The 23332-nt window shown below is 71.3% G+C and carries 19 protein-coding genes; 14 read left to right on the forward strand and 5 right to left on the reverse strand.

The window, feature by feature from the left end; translation table 11 throughout:
- Positions 1-197: 197 nt before the first annotated feature.
- From OG485_RS03680 to OG485_RS03690, 3 genes are all read left to right on the forward strand, one after another.
- Positions 198-872, forward strand: coding sequence for a hypothetical protein (locus OG485_RS03680; protein WP_328664463.1), 675 nt, complete (start codon positions 198-200; stop codon positions 870-872).
- Between the two features lie 393 nt (positions 873-1265).
- On the forward strand, positions 1266-1739 hold the full coding sequence (locus tag OG485_RS03685; protein WP_328664464.1) for a DUF485 domain-containing protein: 474 nt from the start codon (positions 1266-1268) through the stop codon (positions 1737-1739).
- Positions 1736-3346 carry a sodium/solute symporter gene (locus OG485_RS03690; RefSeq protein WP_328664466.1) on the forward strand — a complete coding sequence of 537 codons (1611 nt, stop codon included), beginning with the start codon at positions 1736-1738 and terminating at the stop codon, positions 3344-3346. Before OG485_RS03685 ends, OG485_RS03690 begins: the two co-directional genes overlap by 4 nt.
- A gap of 46 nt (positions 3347-3392) precedes the next feature.
- On the opposite strand, the gene OG485_RS03695 is transcribed toward OG485_RS03690, so the two are convergent.
- Together OG485_RS03695 and OG485_RS03700 are read right to left on the reverse strand one after the other, a co-directional pair.
- Complete coding sequence (locus OG485_RS03695; protein WP_328664467.1) at positions 3393-4886, reverse strand: long-chain-fatty-acid--CoA ligase; 1494 nt, start codon at positions 4884-4886, stop codon at positions 3393-3395.
- Positions 4883-5956 carry a TauD/TfdA family dioxygenase gene (locus OG485_RS03700; protein WP_328664469.1) on the reverse strand — a complete coding sequence of 358 codons (1074 nt, stop codon included), beginning with the start codon at positions 5954-5956 and terminating at the stop codon, positions 4883-4885. The genes OG485_RS03695 and OG485_RS03700 overlap by 4 nt, the downstream gene beginning before the upstream one ends.
- A gap of 158 nt (positions 5957-6114) precedes the next feature.
- Here OG485_RS03700 and OG485_RS03705 point away from each other — a divergent pair, with 158 nt between their 5' ends.
- The 9 genes from OG485_RS03705 to OG485_RS03745 all read left to right on the forward strand — a co-directional run bounded on the left by OG485_RS03705 (position 6115) and on the right by OG485_RS03745 (position 15873).
- On the forward strand, positions 6115-7116 hold the full coding sequence (locus tag OG485_RS03705) for an AraC family transcriptional regulator ligand-binding domain-containing protein (RefSeq protein ID WP_328664471.1): 1002 nt from the start codon (positions 6115-6117) through the stop codon (positions 7114-7116).
- 356 nt (positions 7117-7472) lie between these two features.
- Positions 7473-8525 (forward strand): 3-keto-5-aminohexanoate cleavage protein, encoded by a 1053-nt coding sequence (locus tag OG485_RS03710; RefSeq protein WP_328664473.1) that lies wholly within the window; start codon positions 7473-7475, stop codon positions 8523-8525.
- 229 nt (positions 8526-8754) lie between these two features.
- On the forward strand, positions 8755-9729 hold the full coding sequence (locus tag OG485_RS03715; protein WP_328664476.1) for a quinone oxidoreductase family protein: 975 nt from the start codon (positions 8755-8757) through the stop codon (positions 9727-9729).
- Between the two features lie 50 nt (positions 9730-9779).
- Complete coding sequence (locus tag OG485_RS03720; protein WP_328664479.1) at positions 9780-10688, forward strand: TauD/TfdA dioxygenase family protein; 909 nt, start codon at positions 9780-9782, stop codon at positions 10686-10688.
- Positions 10689-10721: 33 nt separating this feature from the next.
- Positions 10722-12068: an MFS transporter gene (locus tag OG485_RS03725; RefSeq protein ID WP_328664481.1), complete on the forward strand. Its 1347-nt coding sequence runs from the start codon at positions 10722-10724 to the stop codon at positions 12066-12068.
- Entirely contained in the window at positions 12065-12643 is a 579-nt protein-coding gene (locus OG485_RS03730) for an RBBP9/YdeN family alpha/beta hydrolase (protein ID WP_328664483.1), read from the forward strand. The genes OG485_RS03725 and OG485_RS03730 overlap by 4 nt, the downstream gene beginning before the upstream one ends.
- A 29-nt stretch (positions 12644-12672) precedes the next feature.
- Positions 12673-14673: an acetoacetate--CoA ligase gene (locus OG485_RS03735; RefSeq protein ID WP_328664487.1), complete on the forward strand. Its 2001-nt coding sequence runs from the start codon at positions 12673-12675 to the stop codon at positions 14671-14673.
- Positions 14674-14844: 171 nt separating this feature from the next.
- Complete coding sequence (locus tag OG485_RS03740) at positions 14845-15219, forward strand: hypothetical protein (RefSeq protein ID WP_328664489.1); 375 nt, start codon at positions 14845-14847, stop codon at positions 15217-15219.
- A gap of 279 nt (positions 15220-15498) precedes the next feature.
- Entirely contained in the window at positions 15499-15873 is a 375-nt protein-coding gene (locus OG485_RS03745) for an ArsR/SmtB family transcription factor (RefSeq protein WP_389157841.1), read from the forward strand.
- A gap of 27 nt (positions 15874-15900) precedes the next feature.
- On the opposite strand, the gene OG485_RS03750 is transcribed toward OG485_RS03745, so the two are convergent.
- On the reverse strand, positions 15901-16875 hold the full coding sequence (locus OG485_RS03750) for a helix-turn-helix domain-containing protein (protein ID WP_328664493.1): 975 nt from the start codon (positions 16873-16875) through the stop codon (positions 15901-15903).
- A 364-nt stretch (positions 16876-17239) separates the two neighbouring features.
- On the opposite strand from OG485_RS03750, the gene ligA reads away from it, so the two are divergent.
- The gene (gene ligA / locus OG485_RS03755) at positions 17240-19342 is read left to right on the forward strand and encodes an NAD-dependent DNA ligase LigA (RefSeq protein WP_328664495.1); all 2103 of its coding nucleotides are present in this window, start codon (positions 17240-17242) and stop codon (positions 19340-19342) included.
- Here ligA and OG485_RS03760 read toward each other — a convergent pair.
- Together OG485_RS03760 and OG485_RS03765 are read right to left on the reverse strand one after the other, a co-directional pair.
- Entirely contained in the window at positions 19330-19821 is a 492-nt protein-coding gene (locus OG485_RS03760; protein ID WP_328674230.1) for a GNAT family N-acetyltransferase, read from the reverse strand. The genes ligA and OG485_RS03760 overlap by 13 nt on opposite strands.
- Positions 19822-20091: 270 nt before the next feature.
- On the reverse strand, positions 20092-20502 hold the full coding sequence (locus OG485_RS03765) for a Fur family transcriptional regulator (RefSeq protein ID WP_328664496.1): 411 nt from the start codon (positions 20500-20502) through the stop codon (positions 20092-20094).
- A gap of 593 nt (positions 20503-21095) precedes the next feature.
- Here OG485_RS03765 and katG point away from each other — a divergent pair.
- Positions 21096-23318 (forward strand): catalase/peroxidase HPI, encoded by a 2223-nt coding sequence (gene katG / locus OG485_RS03770; RefSeq protein WP_328664498.1) that lies wholly within the window; start codon positions 21096-21098, stop codon positions 23316-23318.
- Positions 23319-23332: the final 14 nt, after the last annotated feature.

Below are 23332 nucleotides of genomic sequence, written 5' to 3' on the forward strand. Positions count from 1 at the left end.
CCCGCCGCCCCCGGGCGGCCCGCCCCACCGGACTCCGCGGTCCCCGGAGCCGGTCGTGCCCCACGCGTCGCGGCGCCTCGAAAGAGTTCAGCCGGATTCGTGGCCGGATCCCGTACTCCAGGGGACCGGCCCGCCCGCGAGGGGTAGCCCTCCCCGGACACGCCGAAGCGCGCGAGGGTTGGGGGGAGCTGGCCCGAGTGAGTTCGAGGGGGCGGACACCGGGAAAACGCCTGTCAGCACGCGCGCAGCGGCGCCGAGCCGTCCGCCGGCTGCGTGAGGAAGGGGCCTACGGGCCCGCACTTCGTGAGGTGCTGCCCGCCCTCGCGGCGGTCGTCGTCGTCCTGTGCGCGGTCGTCGCCGGCGTCGCCGTCGGTTACCGGGCCGCCGGTATCGGCGTACCGATCGGCGTTCTGGCCGTCCTGGCCGTCGTCACCCCCGCCGTGATACGACGGCACCGGCCACTGGCCCGCCGCCGTCTCGGTTTCTACACTCCCGAGGAACTCGCGGAGCTGGACACCCAGGGTCTGGCCCTGGCCGTGTCCCGGATGCTGCGCCGGGACGGCTGGCGGGTGCTCCCGCAGCGCAGGAGCGAGGCCCGTGTCCGGGTCCGCGCGCGGGACGGCCGGGGGCACCGTCTGGAGGTCGCCTTCCGGCCCGTGGCCGAGCCGCTGCCCGACGAGGACACGCCCTCGCGTTCGCGGCGTACGGGCGGCCCCGGCCCCCCGCTCCGTCTCGTGGTGCACCGCGGGGCCTTCACCCGGCGTGACGTCCAGTGGGCGCGACGCCAGGGCGGTGTCCGTCTGATCGACGGTCCGTGCCTGCGGCGCTGGGCGCACGGAACCCCGCTGAACGAACTGAGCGACTCCCCCTGAGCCCGTACGGACCCGTCCTCCGCCCGCCCGCGGGACCCGCGGACGGGCACCGCGCCGAACGCTCGCCCCACCCCCTGTCCGACCGCCTCCCGGACCGCCTCTCGAACCGCCGCTCCGATCACCTCCCGGACCGCCTCCTCGACCGGCCCGTACGCCCCCGGCGTCCCGCCCCACGGTGGGTCCGGCACCGGATCCGCGCTCGCCGGACGTCCACACCACCCCCACCACAGTGCTCACTTCGAGCCCGGGCGCAACAGCGGTTTCTCCGACAACAGACGAGGTCAGCGGCGTGGACACGTTCCGACCAGGTAGTTGAAGGAAAGCCCTTCGCACGGGCCGACGGGCCGCATAGCGTGCGAGGACCCGAGCCGTTCCCCCACCGTCCCGCGGTCCATGCACGCCGGGCCCGCACCCCACCTGGAGACCGGCATGTCGTACGACAGCTCCGCCCCACGGCCCGCAGGACCGCCGCGGGGACACCAGAACTCGTTCGCCCAGCACGTCCCGGACCCGGCCGCGGCGGAACCCTTACGCGGCGGGGCATCACCCCGCGCCTCGACCGGGCACCACCGCGATCTGCGCATCCTGCGGCGCGCCTACCGCCGCCAGCGGCGCGTGACCACCTTCGCGGTGCTCGGCTGCTTCACCCTCTTCCTCGGCCTGACCGCCGGCTGCCCCGGCCTGATGAACCGTCCCGTCACCGGTGGTCTCTCGGCCGGCCTGGTCATCGCCCTCTCCCAGATCCCCGCCACCTGGCTCGCCGTGCTCGTCTACGAACGCACCGCGCGCCGCTATGTGGATCCCCTCGCGCGCCGCGTGAACCGGAGCGTTCCGTGGGCCGAAGCCCAGCAGGAGCGGAAGCGGTGAGCGACTTCGCCGGCTCCACGCAGTCCTGGTCCCTCGTCGCCTTCTCCATCGCCGTCACGGTCACCCTGCTGCTGTGCGTTCTGACCGGCCCCGACAGCGACGATCTCGCCGAGTTCTACACCGGCTACCGCTCGCTCTCCCCGCTGCGCAACGGACTCGCCATCGCCGGCGACTACATCTCCGCCGCGACCGTGCTGACCATCGGCGGTGTCATCGCCCTGTGCGGTTTCGACGGCGTCGTCCTTGCTCTCAGCACGCTGCTCTCGCTGCTGGTGCTGATGTTCCTGCTGGCCGAACCCCTGCGGAACACGGGGAAGTTCACCATGGGCGACGTACTGGCCCGCAGGATGCCGGGCCGCACCGTGCGGATCACGGGGTGCGGTGTCACGATCGCCGCTCTCGTGCCGATGATGCTCGTCCAACTCGCCAGTACGGGGCAGCTCCTGGCGTACATCCTCGGCTTCACGGACAGCTCCATGAAGACGGGCTGCATCGTGGGAGTCGGCACCCTGATGATCACCTACGCCGCCATCGGCGGCATGCGGGGCACCGCGTTGATCCAGCTCCTGAAGATGGTCGTGCTCCTCGGCTCCGGAATCGTCGTCTCTCTGCTGATCCTCCGTCAATTCCACTGGAACCCCGGGGCGTTGTTCACCGCGGCCGCGCGGCGCAGTGGCTCACCGGACGCGTTCCTGCACGGCGGACTCCAGTTCGCCGGTGGCCCGCATCCCCGGCTCGACATGATCAGTACCCAGTTCGCCATCGTGCTGGGCGGTGCCTGCCTCCCGCATGTGACCATGCGGATGTTCACCGCGAACAGCGCCCGCCAGGTGCGGCGTTCGATGTCCTGGGCGGTGTCGTCGGTGGCGTTGTTCATGCTGATGGCGGGCGTCGTCGCCATCGGGGCGATGGCCCTGATCGGCCGGGCCGGCGTCACCGCCGCCGACCCGCGCGGGCACACCGCCTATCTGCTGGGCTCTCGTGCCGCGTTCGGCCCCGTGGTGTCCCGGGCGGAGACCCTCTTGTTCACCACGGTGACCACGGCGATCTTCCTCACCCTGCTCGCCTCGGTCGCCGGCATGACCCTGGCCTGCGCCAACTCGCTGGCCCACGACGTCTTCGCGGGCCGCGGCACCGCCATGTCGTCCCAGCGGGAGACGGCTTTCGCCCGCGGCTCGGCCCTGGTCGTCGGCGCGCCCGTGATCGCCCTCGCCGTCCTCGTCCAGAACCGAAGTCTCCAGCCGCTGGCCACGATGTCCTTCTGCGTGGGCGCCTCGGCGATCGCCCCGGCCCTGGTCTACAGCCTCTTCTGGCGCCGCTACACCCGCGCCGGTCTGCTGAGCACGCTCATCGGCGGCACCCTCGCCGTCCTGGTCCTGATGCCGGGCACCAGACTGGTGTCCGGATCCCCGACCTCCGCCTTTCCCGCCGCCGACTTCAACTGGTTCCCGTTCACCACCACGGGGCTGGTGTCCATCCCGCTGGGCTTCGCGTTCGGCTGGCTCGGCAGCATGCTGTCCGGTCGCCGGGCGGCGGACCGGGAACGCGGGGTGTACGAGCGTGTCGAGAGCCTGATTCTCGCCGGGCCGCGACCGAGGGACCGGTGACGGCGGCGAGGCGGCCGCCGTCACCTGGGCCTTCGTCGTCACCGGTTCACAGGCCGCTGACCACGATCTCCCGCTTGAGGATCTTGCCCGTGGGCCCCTTGGGCAGTTCGGCCGCGATCGTGACGACCCGGGGGTACTTGTACGCGGCGACCCGCTCCTTGGCGTGCGCGCGGATCTCCTCGGGCGTGGCCTGTGCACCGGGCCGGAGCGTGACCACGGCCGCGATCTCCTCACCGTGCAGGGGGTGCGGCATCCCCACGACGGCGGCCTCGGCGACGGCGGGGTGCTCGTACAGCACCTCCTCGATCTCGCGCGGGTAGACGTTGTATCCGCCGCGGATGATCATGTCCTTCTTGCGGTCGACGATGAAGTAGAAGCCGTCCTCGTCGACGCGGGCCAGATCACCGCTGTGGAACCAGCCGTCGCGGACCGCCTCCGCGGTGGCGTCCGGCCGGTTCCAGTACCCGGTCATGACGTTCTCGCCGCGGATGGCGATCTCGCCCACCTCTCCGGACGCGGCCACTCCGCCGTCCTCGGCGACGAGCCGCATCTCGACCCCGCGGATGGGCATACCGATCGAGCCCGCCTTGCGCGGACGGTCCGGGTGGTTGAACGCGGCCACGGGCGACGTCTCGGACAGCCCGTACCCCTCCAGCACGGCCGCACCGAAGCGCCGCTCGAATCCGTGCAGGACCTCGACCGGAAGCGCGGCCCCGCCCGAGACGGCCAGGCGCACCAGGCCGGCGTCGAAACCGTCGGGGAGTTCGGCGTGCAGCAGCGCCGCGTACATCGTCGGCACACCGAGGAAGACGGTGACCTTGTCCCGGGCGATGATCTCCAGGGCGCTTCCCGGCTCGAACCGGGGCAGCAGGGTCAGTGTGGCTCCGGTCGCGACGGCCACGTTGAGCGCGCAGGTCTGGCCGAAGGCGTGGAAGAGGGGCAGGCCGCCGAAGAGCACGTCGTCCGGTCCGACCTGGAGGAGGGTCTCGGCCGTGGTGAGGGTGTTGCTCGCCAGGTTCCGGTGCGACAGTTCGGCGCCCTTGGGCGTTCCGGTGGTACCGGAGGTGTAGAGGATCAGGGCGGCATCGTCGTCGGCCCGGTCCGGGGTGTCGCGCAGGGGTTCGTGGCCGCGCAGCAGGGTGCCGAAGTCCGCGGAACCGGCCACCAGGCAGTCGGTGCCCGTCTCCGCGGCGGCCTTGGTCACCTCGTCGGCGAACAGCGGGGACACCAGCGCCACGCGCGCTCCGCAGTCGCGCAGGGTGAAGGCGACCTCACGGGCCTTGAGCAGCGGGTTCATCGGGACGACGACTCCGCCGGCCCGCAGGATGCCGTAGTAGAGGACCGGGAACAGCGGGACGTTGGGCATGGTCAGCGCGACACGGTCGCCCGGCAGCAGGCCGCGGTCCCGCAGCAGCGCCGCCACCCGCGCGCTGGCCTCGTCGAGTTCGGCGTAGGTGAGCGTGTCGTCGTCGTGGCGGACGGCGACGTTCTCGCCGTGGGCCGCGACGGTGGCGGCCAGAAGGGTGACGAGGTTGGTCATGCCGGGTATCTCCTTGCGTTCGTCGCGCGGGGCGCGGCGGTGCCGCGCGGTCGGATCACATCACGAAGCGTGACCCAGTGGTGGGTGTCCCGGCTGCCGGGTCCCTGTGGGAAGGCCAGCCAGAGGCGCAGCAGGTGGTTTTCGTGTTCCGGCGATCGAAGATCCTCGATCGCCGTACGGGCGTGCATCACCCGGTGTGTGTTGAGGACGAGCAGGTCCCCGGCCCGGAGGTCGAGGTCGAGCCGGTACTCGGGGGAGCCGGCCACGGAGTCGATGAGATCGAAGAGCTCGTGGTCGGCCGGTTCCAGGCGGGGCACGTGGGGGAAGCGCTGGGCGGATTCGAGACAGGACCGGTCGTAGCGCATGCTCAGCGCGCCCGAGGGGCCGTCGTGGCGGGAGACCAGCGGGGCGACCGCGCAGGGCGGCTCACCGGGAGCGTGCTCCTCGCGGCGGTCGAAGTGGTACGTGCGGTACAGGCGCCCGGCGAGGTCGGGGCGCAGGTCCAGCACCGCGTTGTGGACCGCGGCCGCGCTGACCAGGGAGACGTGTCCGCCGGTGCGGGGCGTGCGCAGCGTCAGCAGGGCGAGGAGGTCGGTGGGGTCGGTGTGGAAGGCCAGGGCCTCCCGGGTCCGGCCGTCACGTGCGGCCGGGTCGCCCGGGCCGCGTCCGGTGTCCCGGACACGGCCGAGGACGAGTCCGTCGGCGTCCTGCGGTACGGGGTGCCCCAGGTGCCGGCCGAGCCCCCAGAACACGGTGCTCGCGGCCGTCTCGCCGAGCCGCTCGACGGGGATGCCCCGGACGACCGCGAACCCGCGTCCGTGTTCGAGGACACCGGAGAGGCGCTCCAGGTCGGCGCCGAGGCCGGGGAGCGGGAAGTCGGCGGCTGTCAGCCTCAGCAGGGTGAGGTCCCGTCTGCGCGTCTCGCGCAGCGCGGAGTCGATCTCGGCGAGCCCGGTCTCCGACAGGCGTGTCCGCCACTGCCCGGGGTCGGCGAGCTCCGGGCCCGTCCACACCGCGGGGCCCGAGCAGGGCGGGGGCGGTGTCCGGTCCGCTTCCGTCAGTCCTGTCATGTTCGCCTCCAATCCGTCGCGCGTTCACCCGCCGGAGAGAATGACCCCTGAGCAGGCCCGGCCGGTGAACGGCGTCATGCTAGGTTCCTCGACCACCGCCGCGCTTGTCGTGGCGGGACAGGAGACTTGGCTTTTCGGGACATCCCTGGAGCGTGCCCATGAGACCTCTGGTCCGCACCGCCGCCCTGAGCGGCTACGTCGAGCTGTGCCGCTCCCTCGGGATCGATCCGCAGGCACTGCTGAAGCAGGTGGGCCTGGACACCGCCGCGCTCACCGTCCAGGACCGGTGGATCTCCGGCACGGCCGCCGTCCAGGTGCTGGAACTGTCGGCGGCCGAGTCGGGCCACGAGGACTTCGGGGTCCTCCTCGCCGAGTTCCGCCGCTTCTCCACGCTCGGCCCCATCAGCCTGGTCGTCCGCGAGGAACCGGACGTGCGCAGCGCGCTGGAGATGCTGATCCGCCATCAGTACATGTACAACGAGGTGCTGCACACCCGGCTGTCCGAGGGCGACGGGCTGGCAACGCTGAAGGTGGACCTGAGGCTCGGCGAGGCCATGGAGTCCCGGCAGGCGACGGAACTGGCCGTCGTCGCCTTCCACCGCATCCTGAGCGACTTCCTGCACGCCCGCTGGCGGCCGCTGTCCGTATGGTTCCGCCACTCCGCGCCGGCGGACACCTCGGCACACCAGGACGCGTTCGGGCCCATCGTGGAGTTCGACCGCGAGATCGACGGGATCGTCTTCTACGCCGACGACCTCGACGCGCCGAACGCCATGGCGGACCCGCTGATGCGCGAGTACGCCCGTCAGTACTTCGACGCGATCGCCGTACCGAAGGACACCAGCGCCGCGGACCGGGTGCGCGAACTGATCGAGGTCCTGCTGCCCACCGGGCGCTGCTCGGTCGAGCAGGTGGCGCGCAGCCTCGGCGTCGACCGGCGCACGGTCCACCGCCATCTGGCCGGGTCGGGCGAGACCTTCTCCTCGCTCCTCAATGTCACCCGGCGCCATCTCGCGGAACAGTTCGTGGCGAACCCCCGGCGGTCGCTGACGGAGATCTCCGACCTGCTGGGGTTCTCGTCCCTGAGCGGGTTCTCGCGATGGTTCCGCGAGCAGTTCGGATGCAGCCCCCGAGCGTGGCGCGAGAGCAGGACTCCGTAGCAACTCCCCCTGGATGACGGGAGGGACGGGTGGGACCCGCACCTCGGCCGTGCGGCACACACAACTGAGTCCCGCGTCACAGGTGTCCCCAAATGACAAATCATCTGTCTCCTGAAGGCAAGCGCGTCCCTGGACTCGGCCCTACCTTTGCACCACCGCACAGCACAACGCGGTCGGCCGTCGGAGGGAGCCGAGCCACTCCCCCAGGCTCCCTCCGGACCGGCCGATCGCAGCGGGCCACCTCGCGCCCGCTGTCACCGGTGACCCGCATCGATCCCCGCCGGACGTCCCAGGCCCGCGCAGCGCGCGGCGATGCCCCCGGCGAGTGATCACCGATCCGACGAAGGAGACGGACCGTGCACTTCCACGACGACTCACTGTTCCCCGAGAACCAGGAAAAGCTCGTCATCCAGGCCGCTCCCTACGGGCCCGAATGGCTTCCCGGCGACGCCGACGACCTGCCCCTGACGATGGACGAGCACGTGCAGGCGGCCGTCGACTGCTACAACGCCGGTGCCACCGTCCTCCACATCCACGTCCGCGAGCTCGACGGCAAGGGCTCCAAGCGGCTGTCCATGTTCAACGAGCTGGTCGGACGGCTGCGCGAAGCCGTGCCGGACATGGTCCTGCAGATCGGCGGGTCCATCTCGTTCGCCCCGGAGGGCGAGGGCGCGGACGCCAAGTGGCTCGACTTCGACAGCCGTCACATGCTCGCCGACCTGGACCCGAAGCCGGACCAGGTCACCATCGCGATCAACACCAGCCAGATGAACATCGTCGAGATCATGACCGACGACGATCTGGAGGGCACCTCGATCGCCAAGCCGGACTACTACAAGGCGTACCGGGACATGTACCTGGAGGCCGGTCCGGACTTCTACCTGGAGCACCTCAAGCGGCTGAGCGCGAGCGGTATCCAGCCGCACTTCCAGCTCGCGACCCTGGCCCAGCTCGAAACCGTGGAGCGGCTGATCCGGTCCGGTGTCCACACAGGGCCTCTGGTCCTCAACTACGTCGCGATCGGCGGCGGTTTCGCGGGCCGGCATCCCGCCGACCTGATCGAGTTCGTCCGCCGCGTCCCCGACGGCGCCGTCCTCACCATCGAGAGCTCCATGCGCGCCGTGGCGCCCATGAACGCGATCGGCATCGCACTCGGCGTGCACGTCCGGGTGGGCAACGAGGACAACCTGTGGGGGCGCAAGGGCCAGCGCATGTCCAGCGTCGAGCAGATCGAGCAGATGGTGCAGATCTCGCAGGCGCTCGGCCGTGACATCGCGACCGGCGCGGAGGCCAGGAAGATCTACAAGATCGGCGAGACCTACTCCAGCACCGACGAGACGCTCGCCCAGCTCGGCATGGTGCCCAACCGCCGTCCCGGACAGCGCGGCTTCATGCTCCGCGACGCCTGACCCGACGGCGCTCCACCGCACCACGACGCGGCCGCCGGATGCCGGCCCGCGATACGCCGGCTGCCGCACCGATCGCCGGTGCGGCCGGCCGGGCCGGCGCCCGGCCCCGCGGTGCCATCCGCCCGGACGGGGCGGAAGCACACGCCACGGGGCCGCCGGGGCCAGACCCCCCGGTTCCGGCGGTCCCCTCCTCTCCCCATCCACCCGACACGAACAACGGAGCCCCCCAGTGGCCCACGCCATTCGATTCAAGGAGACCGGCGGTCCCGAGGTCCTGCGCTGGGAGGAGGTCGTCGTCGGCGACCCCGGCCCCGGCGAGGTCCGGATCCGCCACCACGCCGTCGGACTCAACTTCGCCGACACCTACTTCCGCACCGGGCTCTACCCCGCGCCGCTGCCCGCCGGGCTCGGCGTCGAGGCCGCGGGCGTGATCGAGGCGGTCGGCACGGGCGTCACCGAGTTCACCGAGGGCGACCGGGTCACGTACACGGGAAGTCCGCTCGGCGCCTACAGCACCGAGCGCGTCATGCCCGTCGGCTCCCTGATCAAGCTGCCGGACGGTATCGCCTTCGAGACCGCGGCCGCGATGACCATGCGCGGTCTGACCTCCGCGTACCTGCTCCGCAGGATCCACCCTCTCAAGGCGGGTGACACGATCCTGCTGACGGCGGCGGCCGGCGGCGTCGGCCTCATAGTCTGCCAGTGGGCCAAGCTGCTCGGACTGAACGTCATCGGCACCGTCTCCACCGAGGAGAAGGCCGAGCTGGCCCGGGCGCACGGCTGCGACCACGTCATCCACTACAAGCGCGAGAACGTGGCCGAGCGGGTGCGCGAACTCACCGACGGCGCCGGGGTCCCGGTGGCCTTCGACAGCGTCGGCAGGACCACCTACGCCTCCTCGCTCGCATCGCTGCGCCGCTGCGGCCTGCTCGTCTGCTTCGGCACCGCCTCCGGCCCCGTCCCGCCCATCGACGCCATGCAACTCGCCGTCCAGGGCTCCCTGTTCGTCACCCGGCCGGCGCTCGCCGACTACATCGCGGACCCCGCGGAACGGGCGGAGCTCGCGGGCGAGCTCTTCGGCCACGTCACCTCCGGCCGCATCACCATCGAGGTCAACCAGCGGTACGCCCTCGAGGACGCCGCCCAGGCACACCGCGACCTGGAAGCGGGGCAGACCACCGGATCGTCCGTCTTCGTGCTCTGAGCCCCACCGCTCCCCCTCGGTCAACTCCACTCTCTCCAGGAGGAAGCACCATGGACCACACGCTCGCTCCCCCCGAGGGCGCCCCGGTCCGCGCCCACCACCGCGGCTCGATCAAGGTCGAACCGCTGACCTGTACCATCGGCGCGGAACTGTCCGGAGTGAACCTCGGCGACGCCGCACGCGACGACGACCTCTTCGAGGAGATCAGGTCTCTGTTGCTCCAGTACAAGGTGCTGTTCCTGCGCGACCAGGACATCACGCGCGCCGAACACGTCGCCTTCGCCGAACGGTTCGGCGCGCTGGAGGACCACCCGGTGGCCGGCAGCGACCCCGAGAACCCCGGCCTGGTGCGGATCTACAAGGACCTCGACAGCCCGGCGGAGCACTACGAGAACGCCCTGCACACCGATGCCACGTGGCGCGAGAACCCGCCCATGGGCGCCGTGCTGCGGTGTATCGAAGGGCCTCCCGTCGGCGGGGACACGATCTGGGTGAACATGGCCGAGGCGTACCGCCGACTGCCCGAGGACATCCGCACCAAGATCCGTGGCCTGCGGGCCCGGCACAGCATCGAGGCCACGTTCGGCGCCGCCATGCCGCAGGAGAAGCGGCACGCTCTCAAGGAGCGGTTCCCCGACGCGGAACACCCGGTGGTGCGCGTCCACCCGGAGACCGGCGAGGAGATCCTCTTCGTCAACGCGTTCGCCACCCACTTCGTCAACTACCACACGCCGGAGAACGTGCGGTTCGGGCAGGACTTCGCCCCCGGCGCGGGCCTCCTGCTCAACTACCTGATCGGCCAGGCCGCGATCCCGGAGTACCAGGTGCGCTGGCGCTGGACCCCGAACAGTGTCGCCATCTGGGACAACCGCTCCACCCAGCACTACGCCGTACAGGACTACTGGCCCGCCGTCCGCCGGATGGAGCGCGCGGGAATCGTCGGCGACAGACCGTTCTAGCCCCTTTCTCCAAGAGCGCGTGAGGTGATGACAATGGACTTGCACACCACTGCTGGGCCCATCCCCGAGACGGACACGACCGCCTCGTCCGGATGGCCCGTGTCCCGACGCTACGCCTGGGTGGTCTTCGCCCTCAGTTTCGGCCTGCTGCTGTCCGACTACATGTCCCGGCAGGTCCTCAACGCCGTCTTCCCCGACCTCAAGAGCGAGTGGCTGCTCTCGGACGCGAGACTCGGCACGCTCAGCAGCGTCGTCGCCCTCATGGTCGGCCTGCTCACGTTCCCCATGTCACTCATGGCCGACCGCTGGGGCCGGGTCAAGAGCCTGCTGCTGGCCGCGGTGATGTGGAGCGTGGCGACCCTGGGCTGCGCGGTCTCCGCGAGCTACGACCAGATGCTCGTCGGCCGGCTCTTCGTCGGCATCGGTGAGGCGGCGTACGGAAGCGTCGGCATCGCCGTCGTCCTGAGCATCTTCCCGATCGGTCTGCGCGCCACCCTCTCCGGTGCGTTCATAGCGGGCGGCGCCTTCGGTTCGGTCCTCGGCGTGTCGATCGGCGGCGCGGTCGCCGAACACCTCGGCTGGCGCTGGGCGTTCGGCTTCATGGGCATCTTCGGTCTGGTCCTGGCCGCGGTCTACGGGGTCGTCGTCACCGAGAAGAGGCTGACGCCGGAAGCCGGTTCCACCGACACCGGGCCCGGTCCCGGACCGCAGGGCCGGCTGCGCGTGCTGCTGCCCCGGCTGTTCTCCTCCGTGTCGGTGATCAGCGCCTACGTGGGCAGCGGTCTCCAACTGTTCATCGCCGCCTCCCTGATGGCCTGGCTGCCCAGCTTCTTCAACCGCTACTACGACATGCCCACCGCCAAGGCGGGCGCTACCGCCGGCATCTTCATCCTCGTGATCGGCGTCGGCATGATCGGCGGCGGCATCGTCTCCGACCGCATCTGCCGGGCGTTCCCCATCCGCAAATGGGCGGTCGCCATCGGGTGCAGCATCGGCTCGCTCGTCCTGCTCATGGCCGCCTTCCGGCTGCCGACCGGACCTCTCCAGCTCGCGGTGCTGGCGGCCGGAGCCCTGCTGTCGGCCGGCACCGCCGGTCCCGCGACCGCCATGGTGGCCAACCTGACCCCCGCGGCCATCTCCGCGACGGCCTTCGCCACCCTGACCCTCGCCAACAGCCTGCTCGGGCTGGCTCCCGGGCCCGCCGTGACAGGCGCGCTCGCCGACCACATGGGACTGCTCGGCGCCCTGCGGGTCATCCCGCTCGCCGCGCTCGGCGCCACCCTCGCGTTCCTGGTCGGCCGTCACTTCTACGAGCGTGACCTGCTCCGTCTGACGGGTGCCCCGGCGCCGGAGCCGGAGGACGCGGTGGTGACCGCGTGAGCACCCGGACCGACCCGGTCGTCGTGATCGTCCCGGGGCTGCGCGATCACGTCGAGGACCACTGGCAGACCCTGCTGGCGGAGAGGCTGACGGAGGCCGGGCGCACCGTGCGCACCGTCCCGCCGCTCACCGAGGACTCCCTGAGCCGCGCGGCCCGCGTGGCGGCCCTCGACAAGGTGGTCTCGGAGGCCGAGGGCCCCGTCGTGCTCGTCGCGCACAGCGCCGGCGTGATCACCACGGTCCACTGGGCCGCGGGACACACGGCACAGGTGCGCGGAGCGCTGCTCGTGACGCCGCCGGACTTCGACACCCCTCTGCCCGAGGGTTATCCGACGCCCGAAGTGCTCGTCGAGCACGGCTGGACACCGGTACCCCGGACCCCGCTGCCCTTCCCCAGCGTCGTCGCCGCCAGCGCGAACGACCCCCTCGGCACGGCCGAGCAGGTCGCCGGACTGGCCCGCGACTGGGGCGGCGCCCTGGTGGAACTCGGCGAGGTCGGCCATCTCAACCCCGCGTCCGGCTACGGCCCGTGGCCGCGCGCGGAAGAACTGCTCCACGACGTGGAAACCGGCTGAACGCCGCGTCCAGCCCAGGAAGGCACCCGATGAACACCGACACCGACCTGCTGTGGTCCCCCGGTCGCCGCGAGTTGGAGGACTCCAACGCAGCGAGCTTCATGAACTGGGTGGGCGAAGTACGGGGACTCCACTTCTCCGACTACGCCGAGCTGTGGCGGTGGAGTTCCACCGACCTCGCGGGATTCTGGTCGGCGGTGTGGGAGTTCTACGGGCTGGACGCGGTCACCGACTACGACGAGGTACTGGGCCAGGCGTCGATGCCGGGAGCCGACTGGTTCCCCGGCGCCCGGCTGAACTTCGCCGAACGCTGCTTCGCCCAGGCCACGGACGCCCGCCCCGCGCTCGTCTGTCTGACCGAGGGCGGCACCCCCGAGGAGACCTCCTGGCGCGAGCTGCGCCGGCAGGTCGCCGATGTCGCGGCGGCACTGCGCCGCATGGGCGTGGAGCCCGGCGACTGCGTGGCCGGATATCTCCCCAACCTCCGCCAGACCGTGGTGGCGCTGCTCGCCACGGCCGCCGTCGGCGCCGTGTGGACGGCCTGTTCCCCGGACTTCGGCACGCCCAGCGTGCTCGCCCGGCTCCGCCAGGCAGGGCCCGCCGTCCTCGTGGCGGCGGACGGATACCGCTACGGCGGCAAGACCTACGACCGGCGCCCCGAGGTCGCCGAACTCGCGGACGGGCTGCCCACCGTCCGCCACGTCCTGGCCGTCGAGAACGTCTTCGACACCCCGGCGGAGCCGTGGTCCGGCCGGCCCGACGTCCACCAGCACGCCTGGTCCGCGCTGCCGTCCGCGGACGGTCCGACGGAGTTCGCCGACCTGCCCTTCGACCACCCGTTGTGGATCCTGTGGTCGTCGGGAACCACGGGAATACCGAAGGGGATCGTCCAGGGCCACGGCGGCATCGTGGTCGAACTGCTCAAGGCACTGGGCCTGGGCGTCGACCTGCGCGCCGACGACCGCTACCTCTTCATCACCTCCACCAGCTGGATGGTGTGGAACTTCCTGGTAGGAGGGCTGCTGCACGGCAGCACCGTCGTCCTGTACGACGGCAGCCCGACGTATCCCGGCATCGACGGCGCCTGGGAGATCGCCGAACGGACCGGTGCGACCGTGCTCGGCGTGGGCGCCGCCTATCTCACCGCCGCCGAGAAGGCGGACACGCGTCCCGCGGACACGTTCGGCCTCGGGCGGCTGCGGACCGTCCTGCAGACCGGGTCGACCCTGCCGCCGAGCACCTGGCGCTGGGTCCACGACCGGCTGGCGCCCGGAGTGCGGCTCCAGTCCATCTGCGGCGGCACGGACGTCTGCTCCGTGCTCGCGGGAAGCACCCCGCTGCTGCCCGTCCGCGTCGGCCGCATCCAGGCGCCCTCCCTCGGCGTCGCCCTGGCCTCCTGGGACCCCGAGGGACGGCCGCTGACGGGCGAACAGGGCGAGCTGGTGGTGACGGCGCCGCTACCGTCCATGCCGCTGCGCTTCGTCGGCGATCCGGACGGCGCCCGCTACCGGGCCAGCTACTTCGACACCTACCCCGGGGTGTGGCGGCACGGTGACTGGGTCACCATCGACCCGGACCTGTCGGTCGTCGTCGCGGGCCGCTCCGACTCCACCCTGAACCGCTCGGGTGTGCGCATGGGTTCCGCCGACATCTACGCCGTCGTCGACCAGCTCCCGGAGATCGCCGACAGTCTCGTCATCGGGGTGGAACAGCCCGACGGCGCCTACTTCATGCCGCTGTTCGTCGTACCCGCCGAGGGAACCGCGCTCGACGACGGTCTGCGCCGCCGCATCGCCACGGCCATCAGGAGCCGGCTGTCCCCGCGCCATGTGCCCGACGTGATCGTGCCGGTCCCCGCCGTCCCGCGCACCCTCACCGGCAAGAAGCTCGAGGTCCCGGTCAAACGCGTCCTCCAGGGCGCCCGCCCCGGCGAGGTCAGCAGCGAGGGGTCCATCACGCACCCGGAGATGCTGGCGTGGTTCGCGGACTTCGCGGCCACCGGCGCAGGGGGCGCCGGGCGCCATCCCTGATCAACAACCGGTCACCGGCGATCAACCATCTGTCATCCCGTACGCCTTTCGATGCTCCTTCCGCCAGTCCCGAAACAACCCGGCCGCACGTCGCGGACGGTCCGTAGGGTCCGAGTCACCGGCCGGTCGGGAACTCCTCCGTCCGCGCGGTGACCCGAAGGAGACATCGGTATGGCAAATGTGGAGATCTCCCTCAAGGAGACGATGACGTCGATCGAGGGCTCGCTGGGCGTGGCCCTCGTCGACTACACGAGCGGCATGGCGCTGGGCACGCTGGGGGGCGGCAAGGATCTCGATCTGAACGTCGCCGCGGCCGGCAACACCGACGTGGTCCGGGCCAAGGTGCGCACGATGGAACATCTCGGGCTCAAGAGCAAGATCGAGGACGTGCTCATCACGCTCGAGAACCAGTACCACGTGATCCGGCCGCTCACGGGCCGCAACGGCAACGGACTGTTCCTGTACCTCGTGCTCAACAAGGCGACCTCGAACCTGGCCATGGCCCGCCACCAGCTCGCACGCATCGAATCCGAACTAGAGGTGTAGACAGCCACGTTCTCCGCGCCTTCGCATGCCCACGACTTGAAGACTTCTTCAATTGGGTACATCCAGATCGGCTCAATCACGTGGGTATGCGGAGGCGGAGCCGCCAGGATCGGTCCTTACGGCACCGCTCGCGGCGGGCGCTCGGAAGCCACCGCACCAGCCTGAGCAGCGGAGAGCCACCGCACCAGCCGGAGCAACAGACCGTCCCCAGGCGGCAGGGAGCGAACGATTTTGACCAGGCAGGTTCCCCTCTACCAGGCCAAGGCCGAGTTCTTCCGCATGCTCGGACACCCGGTGCGCATCCGGGTCCTGGAACTGCTGCAGAGCGGACCCGTCTCGGTGCGCGACCTGCTCAGCGAGATCGAGGTCGAACCCTCCAACCTTTCGCAGCAGTTGGCCGTGCTGCGCCGCTCGGGGATCGTGGTGTCGATCCGCGAGGGATCGACCGTCAGTTACGCCCTGGCGGGCGGCGATGTCGCCGAGCTGCTGCGCGCCGCCCGCCGCATCCTGACCGAACTGCTCGCCGGACAGACCGAGTTGCTGGCCGAGCTGCGTCAGGCGGACGTCGGCACGGGCCTGCCTCCCGGTCCGCGCGAGCCGGACCTCGTCGTCACCCGGTCCGTACGGCCCTCACCCGCGGTCCGGGGACACTGACGCCCGGAACGGCCGCCTGCCGGGCCGTCAGGCCCACCCCCTGCGCGCGGCGTGCCAGCCGAGCTGGATACGGCTCTCCACGCCTGCCCGCGTCATGAGTTCACCGATGCGCCGCTGTACCGTGCGGCGGGAGACGCCGAGGCGCGCACCGACCGCCTGGTCGGTGAGTCCCGCGAGGACCAGGGCGAGCATCCTGGCGTCGAACGCGTCTATGGCGTCCGCGCGTTGCTCGGCGACGCCGTCGCCCGTCGTGTGCGGCGACAGCGGGTACGCCTGCTCCCAGGCCAGTTCGAAATAGGCGACCAGCGCGTCCAACAGCCCGCCGACGTGCACCAGCACCGAGGCGGCCGCGGTGTTGCGGCCGCTGAACAGGGGAAGCATCGCCAGTTCGTGGTCCGCGATCATGAGTTTGACCGGCACGGCGTCGGCGACCCTGACCTGCTGTCCGGCCTCGAGCGCCCCGAGGGCCTGGGCCAGCGCTCCGGGCTCGGTCAGCGCCTCCCGGTGCAAGATCGTCCGGTAGAGCACGCCACGCCGGACTCCGGCCCCCTCCGCGACGTTGTCGCTGCGCGACACGACGGTCTGTTCGGGCACCATCATCGCCCTCACTTGTTGCCGGGCGGACTCCTGGAGCTGTCTGAACCGGTGGCGAACCGCGTCGATGTCACTGATCACTTCCACCGCGCCGCCCTCGGCACCCGTGCGGTGCTGCTCCGCGAGAGTGAGCACCGCGTGCTCCGCCGCGCTCAACTCGTCGCGGCGCCGCCGCAGTTCCCCGCCCAGCGCCACCGCGGGGGGTGCCGCGAGATACCTGGTGACCGCGCCCTCGCCCGCCAGGCGCACGACGAGACCGCGCCCGGCCAGATCGGTGAGGACTTCACGCACCTCGGACTCGGGGCGGCCACCGTCGGCGGCCAGTTCAGGGACGGCAGCCCGTCCCCGGGCCACCAGGAGGCGGTAGATCTCCTCCTCGGCCGGACCGAGACCGAGCGCGGCGAGCATGGGCCACTCCTTGAAGTCGGCGTAGTGACGCCGGACGGGACGGGGGCTGCGAAAACCCGTGGCCTGCCCGAACTCACGGTTCCTCCAAGGTCTACTTCAAGCCGTGGGCCCGTGTCACCTCCCGCGTGACGCTGTTGCCCGCATCGTCCCAAGTGCGGGCCCTGAGAGACACGAATCACTCGTGCGGGGCGCCGGATCGGGCGGTCCGGTGGCCGGTGGCCGCAGGACCCAGGCGCCCCGTAGGCCAGTGACGGCCGTCGTCGTAGGAGACGGCCGTGCACGGGGTGTCCGCGGCGACCGCTCTCCACAGCCTCCAGGCCTGCTCCGGAGGGCATTGTCAGTGGTGGCAGGCAGGATGACGGGTATGACAACACCTGTTGCAGTGATCGTGGATGCCGTCGCCTACGCGCAGGCGGTCGAGGACGCGTTGAAGGCGTCGGCCGCCTACTACGAGGGCGGCACGTCCGTGCTGGACGACGACGCGTACGACCGGCTCGTGCGCGGCATCGCCGTCTGGGAGGCCGAGCATCCCGGTCAGGTGCTGCCCGACTCGCCGACAGGGAAGGTCGCGGGCGGCGCCGTCGAGGGGGACGTCCCGCACACGGTGCCGATGCTGAGCCTGGACAATGTCTTCTCGCCCGAGGAGTTCACCGCCTGGACGGCGTCGCTGGCCCGGCGGACCGGTCACGAGGTGGAGCGGTACAGCGTCGAACCGAAGCTCGACGGCCTGGCCATCGCGGCGCGCTACCACCAGGGCCGGCTCACCCGGCTGATCACCCGTGGGGACGGCACGGCCGGTGAGGACGTGTCGCACGCGATCGGGACGATCGAGGGCCTGCCCGGCGAGCTCACCGAGCCCCTCACGCTGGAGGTGCGCGGCGAAGTCCTCATGACGACGGCGCAGTTCGAACACGCCAACGAGGTGCGCACCGCGCACGGCGGGCAGCCGTTCGCGAACCCGCGCAACGCCGCGGCGGGCACGCTGCGCGCCAAGGAACGCGCCTACACGGTGCCGATGACCTTCTTCGGCTACGGCCTGCTGCCGGTGTCCGGCACCGGGGCCGAGGAGGCCGCGCGGCTGGCCGAGCTCGCGCACAGCGAACTCATGGCGCGGGCGGCCGAGCTGGGCGTGAACACCACCGCGAGCACGGCCGTCCCCGGGATCACGGCGGCGACCGCCGAGCAGGTCCTGGCCCGCGTCCAGGAGATCGGGGCGCTGCGCGCCGAGCTGCCGTTCGGGATCGACGGGATCGTCGTCAAGGCCGACCTGGCGGCCGACCAGCGGGCCGCCGGGTCAGGTTCCCGCGCGCCGCGCTGGGCGATCGCGTACAAGCTCCCGGCCGTCGAGAAGATCACCCGGCTGCTGGCGGTCGAGTGGAACGTGGGCCGCACCGGCATCATCGCCCCGCGCGGCGTGCTGGAGCCGGTCGAGATCGACGGCTCGACCATCACGTACGCCACCCTCCACAACCCGGCGGACATCACGCGCCGCGATCTGCGGCTGGGCGACCACGTGATGGTCCACCGCGCCGGTGACGTCATCCCGCGGATCGAAGCGCCCGTCGCCCATCTGCGGACCGGTGAGGAACAGCCCATCGTCTTCCCCGAGACGTGCCCGAACTGCGGATCCGCCATCGACACCAGCGAGCAGCGGTGGCGCTGCGAGCAGGGCCGCAACTGCCATCTCGTCGCCGCGCTCTCGTACGCGGCGGGCCGCGACCAGCTCGACATCGAGGGCCTCGGTCACACGCGGGTCGTCCAGCTCGTGGAGAGCGGTCTGGTCGCCGATCTCGCCGGGCTGTTCAGCCTGACCCGCGAGCAGCTGCTCGGCCTGGAGCGGATGGGTGAGACCAGCACGGACAACCTCCTCGCGGCGATCGAGGCGGCCAAGGGCCGGCCGCTGTCACGGGTGCTGTGCGCGCTCGGTGTCCGCGGTACGGGCCGCTCCATGTCCCGGCGCATCGCCCGGTACTTCGCCACCATGGACGAGGTGCGCTCGGCGGATACGGAAACGATGCAGCGGGTCGAGGGCATCGGCACGGAGAAGGCCCCCTCGATCGTCGCGGAGCTGGTCGAACTGGCCCCGCTCATCGACAGGCTCGTCGCCGCCGGGGTCAACATGACCGAGCCCGGGGCCACCCCGCCCGCCCCGCCCGGCGAGGGCGGCGAGGGCGGCGAGGGCGGCCCGGACGCGGAGGAGGGCGGGAGCGCCGGCGGGCCGCTGGCCGGGATGACGGTGGTGGTCACGGGTGCGATGACCGGGGCTCTGGAGCAGCTCAGCCGCAACCAGATGAACGAGCTCATCGAACGCGCCGGCGGCCGTTCCTCCTCCAGCGTGTCGAAGAAGACGACCCTGGTCGTGGCGGGCGAGGGCGCCGGGTCCAAGCGCGCCAAGGCCGAGACCCTGGGGGTCAGACTCGCGGCGCCGGAGGAGTTCGCCGAACTCGTCGCCGACTACCTCGCCTGACCGCTCCGCTCACGCGGCACGACGATCCGCCGGGCCAGCACCTGGCCCGGCCAGGTCCCGGACAGGAATCGCTCGGCGGGGGTGAATCCCTGGCGCTCGTAGAACGCGACCAGTTGGCCCCCGCCGCCCGCCCAGCAGTCGACCCGCAGCAGTTCGACTCCGGCCCGCCGTGTCTCCTCGGCGGCGTGGGCCAGCAGCGCGGCCCCGATGCCGCGGCCGGCGTACCGGCGGTCGGACACCAGCAGCCGGACGTACCGCTCGGGTTCCGCGGCGGGCTTGATCGGCATCTGCGGGCTGGGCCCGGTGTCGAGGACCAGGGCTCCGACGGGTGTTCCGTCGGCCTCCGCGACGAAGGGCGCGTTCTCGGTCATGTACCGCCGGACACGCTCCGCCCCGTTCGCCGTCCCCGAGTACGGGGTCGTGCCCCACTGCTCGGTGTTGCCCCGGGCGTTCATCCAGACCACCGCTCCATCGAGCATGTCCAGAATGGCCGGTGCGTCGGCCGGGACGCCCGGCCGGATCCGTATCGACTGCGAGATGTCCCACTGGGTGCTGTTCACGTCGGAAGCCTAGGCCGCATGGGTGGCCCGCCACAGGGCCGCGCGCCGAAACGATCACCGCCGACGAGTCCGCCGACCGACCGTCGGCCGCAGTCCGCCTCGGCGATCCGCCATCGGCTGTCCGCTCAGCCGTCTGCCGTCTGCCGTCTGCCGTCTGCCGGGATCCGGGATCCGGGATGCAGGCGGATCCTAGACGCACGAAGGGCACAGCCCCCGATAGGTGACCTCAACGGCGGCCACGGCGAACCCGAATCGTTCCGTCGCCGGAAGGTCGGCCAGTGGGTCGCCGGTCGGGTGGACGTCACGGACGGTGCCGCAGGCGGAGCACACCAGATGCTGGTGCGGCCGGTGCGCGTTGGGGTCGTAGCGCTTGGCGCGGCCGTCGGTGGAGACCTCGATGACCTCGCCGAGCGAGACCAGCTCCCCCAGCGCGTTGTAGACGGTAGCCCGGGAGATCTCGGGCAGCCGTTCGGCCGCACGGGCATGCACCTCGTCGGCCGTGAGATGCACATGATCACCGTCGAGGACCTCCGCAACGACGCGCCGCTGGGAAGTCATCCGCCAGCCACGTCCTCGCAGTCGCTCCAGCAGGTCACTCATATCGGTTCACCTTTTCAGGATCAGTGGGAATCCGCAGTTTATCGGTGCGCATCCAGGGGTCCGATCGGATACGGGTTTGGCGTCCTTCTTGACTTGGACTCTGTCCATTGTAGGATCGGTTTTGGCACTGGCCAAGGGACAGAAGGACTTCAGTACGGGCAGGAGAGACAGAGATGTCGGGACCACCGCCGTGGAGCCACGCGGCGTCGGCCTGCGCGTGACGGCCGCCGTGACACGCAGCCCGGGACCCTCCCGGACCCGGGGACCGTCGCGGCGACGACGCGATCGCCGCCGGGACGGGCGACCCGGCGCCGCACCTGCCCGCACGCCGCACACAGCCCTCCGTCCGCCCACCGTGGCGGGATGCGTACCCCGTATCGGACCGGTCCAGCCGGTCCGGCGCGAGCCGTGTACGGCGCCCCCGCTCCCGGCCAAGCGGCCGGACGCCCCCTTTGCCCGTTATCGTCCGAAAAGAACGGCCTCCCCGTCGGCTCCGTCGATGGTTCCGGGGCCGGCCGCCGGGGCCCCGCCCCGGCCGCTCCCCCCACCCGCAGTCGCTGAGCACCGAGATCGGCCCATCCGGAAGGATTCCCATGTCTGAGAACCACGACGCGATCGTCACCGACGCGAAAACCGAGGCCGCGGGCGGCTGCCCTGTCGCACACGACCGCGCTCCGCACCCGACCCAGGGCGGCGGAAACCGACAGTGGTGGCCGGAGCGCCTCAACCTGAAGATCCTCGCCAAGAACCCGGCCGTGGCCAACCCGCTCGGCGAGGACTTCGACTACGCGGCGGCCTTCGAGGCCCTCGACCTCGCCGCGGTGAAGCAGGACATCGCCGAGGTGCTCACGACCTCGCAGGACTGGTGGCCCGCCGACTTCGGCAACTACGGCCCCTTCATGATCCGTATGGCGTGGCACAGCGCGGGCACCTACCGCATCAGCGACGGCCGCGGCGGCGCCGGTGCCGGTCAGCAGCGCTTCGCCCCCCTCAACAGCTGGCCGGACAACGGCAACCTGGACAAGGCCCGCCGTCTGCTGTGGCCCGTCAAGAAGAAGTACGGCCAGAGCCTCTCCTGGGCCGACCTCATGATCCTCACCGGCAACGTCGCCCTGGAGCAGATGGGCTTCGACACCTTCGGCTTCGCCGGCGGCCGCGAGGACGTCTGGGAGTCCGAGGAGGACGTGTACTGGGGTCCCGAGAGCGTCTGGCTCGACGACCAGCGCTACAGCGGCGACCGTGAGCTGGAGAACCCGCTCGGCGCCGTCCAGATGGGCCTCATCTACGTCAACCCCGAGGGCCCGAACGGCAACCCGGACCCGATCGCCGCGGCCCGCGACATCCGTGAGACGTTCCGCCGGATGGCGATGAACGACGAGGAGACGGTCGCCCTGATCGCGGGCGGTCACACCTTCGGCAAGACCCACGGCGCCGGCCCGGCGGAGAGCGTCGGCGACGACCCCGAGGCCGCCCCGATCGAGGCGCAGGGCCTGGGCTGGAAGAGCACGTACGGCACCGGAAAGGGCGCCGACGCCATCACCTCCGGTCTGGAGGTCACCTGGACCACCACGCCCACGCAGTGGAGCAACGGCTTCTTCGACAACCTCTTCGGCTACGAGTGGGAGCTGACCCAGAGCCCCGCGGGCGCCAACCAGTGGAAGCCGAAGGACGGCGCCGGCGAGGGCACCGTCCCGGCCGCGCACGACCCGGCCAAGAAGATCGCTCCCTCGATGCTCACGACGGACCTGTCGCTGCGCCTCGACCCGATCTACGGTCCGATCTCCCGCCGCTTCCACGAGAACCCCGCCGAGTTCGCCGACGCCTTCGCGCGGGCCTGGTACAAGCTGACCCACCGTGACATGGGTCCGAAGTCCCTCTACCTCGGCCCGGAGGTCCCGGAGGAGACGCTGCTGTGGCAGGACCCGCTGCCGGAGGCGGAGGGCGAGGTCATCGGCGCCGACGACATCAGCGCCCTCAAGGCGAAGATCCTCGGCTCGGACCTGACGGTCGCGCAGCTCGTCTTCACCGCCTGGGCGTCGGCCTCGACGTTCCGCGGCAGCGACAAGCGCGGCGGCGCCAACGGCGGCCGCATCCGTCTGGAGCCGCAGCGCGGCTGGGAGGCCAACGACCCCGACACGCTGGCGACGGTGCTGCGCACGCTGGAGGGTGTCCAGCGTGACTTCAACTCCGGTGACAAGCACGTCTCGCTGGCCGACCTGATCGTCCTCGGCGGCGTCGCCGCGGTCGAGAAGGCCGCCCAGGACGCCGGTCACGACGTCCAGGTGCCCTTCACCCCGGGCCGTGTGGACGCGACGGACGAGCAGACCGACGCGGAGTCCTTCGCCGCGCTGGAGCCGGCCTCGGACGGCTTCCGCAACTACCTCGGGAAGGGCAACCGGCTGCCGGCCGAGTACCTGCTGCTCGACCGGGCGAACCTGCTGACCCTGAGCGCGCCGGAACTCACCGTCCTCGTCGGCGGCCTGCGTGCCCTGGGCGCGAACCACGGGCAGTCCTCGCACGGTGTCCTCACCGCGACCCCCGGACAGCTCACCAACGACTTCTTCGTCAACCTGCTCGACCTGGGCACGACGTGGAAGGCGACCTCCGAGGACGCGACCACCTTCGAGGGCCGCGACGACGTCACCGGCGAGGTCAAGTGGACCGGCACGCGTGCCGACCTCGTCTTCGGCTCGAACTCCGAACTGCGCGCGCTCGCCGAGGTCTACGCGAGCGACGACGCCCGGGCCAAGTTCGTCAAGGACTTCGTCGCCGCCTGGGACAAGGTCATGAACCTGGACCGGTTCGACCTCGTCTGAGGTCGGGCGGCGCC

The sequence above is a fragment of the Streptomyces sp. NBC_00328 genome (assembly GCF_036139655.1).
In the GTDB taxonomy this organism is placed as follows: Bacteria; Actinomycetota; Actinomycetes; order Streptomycetales; family Streptomycetaceae; genus Streptomyces.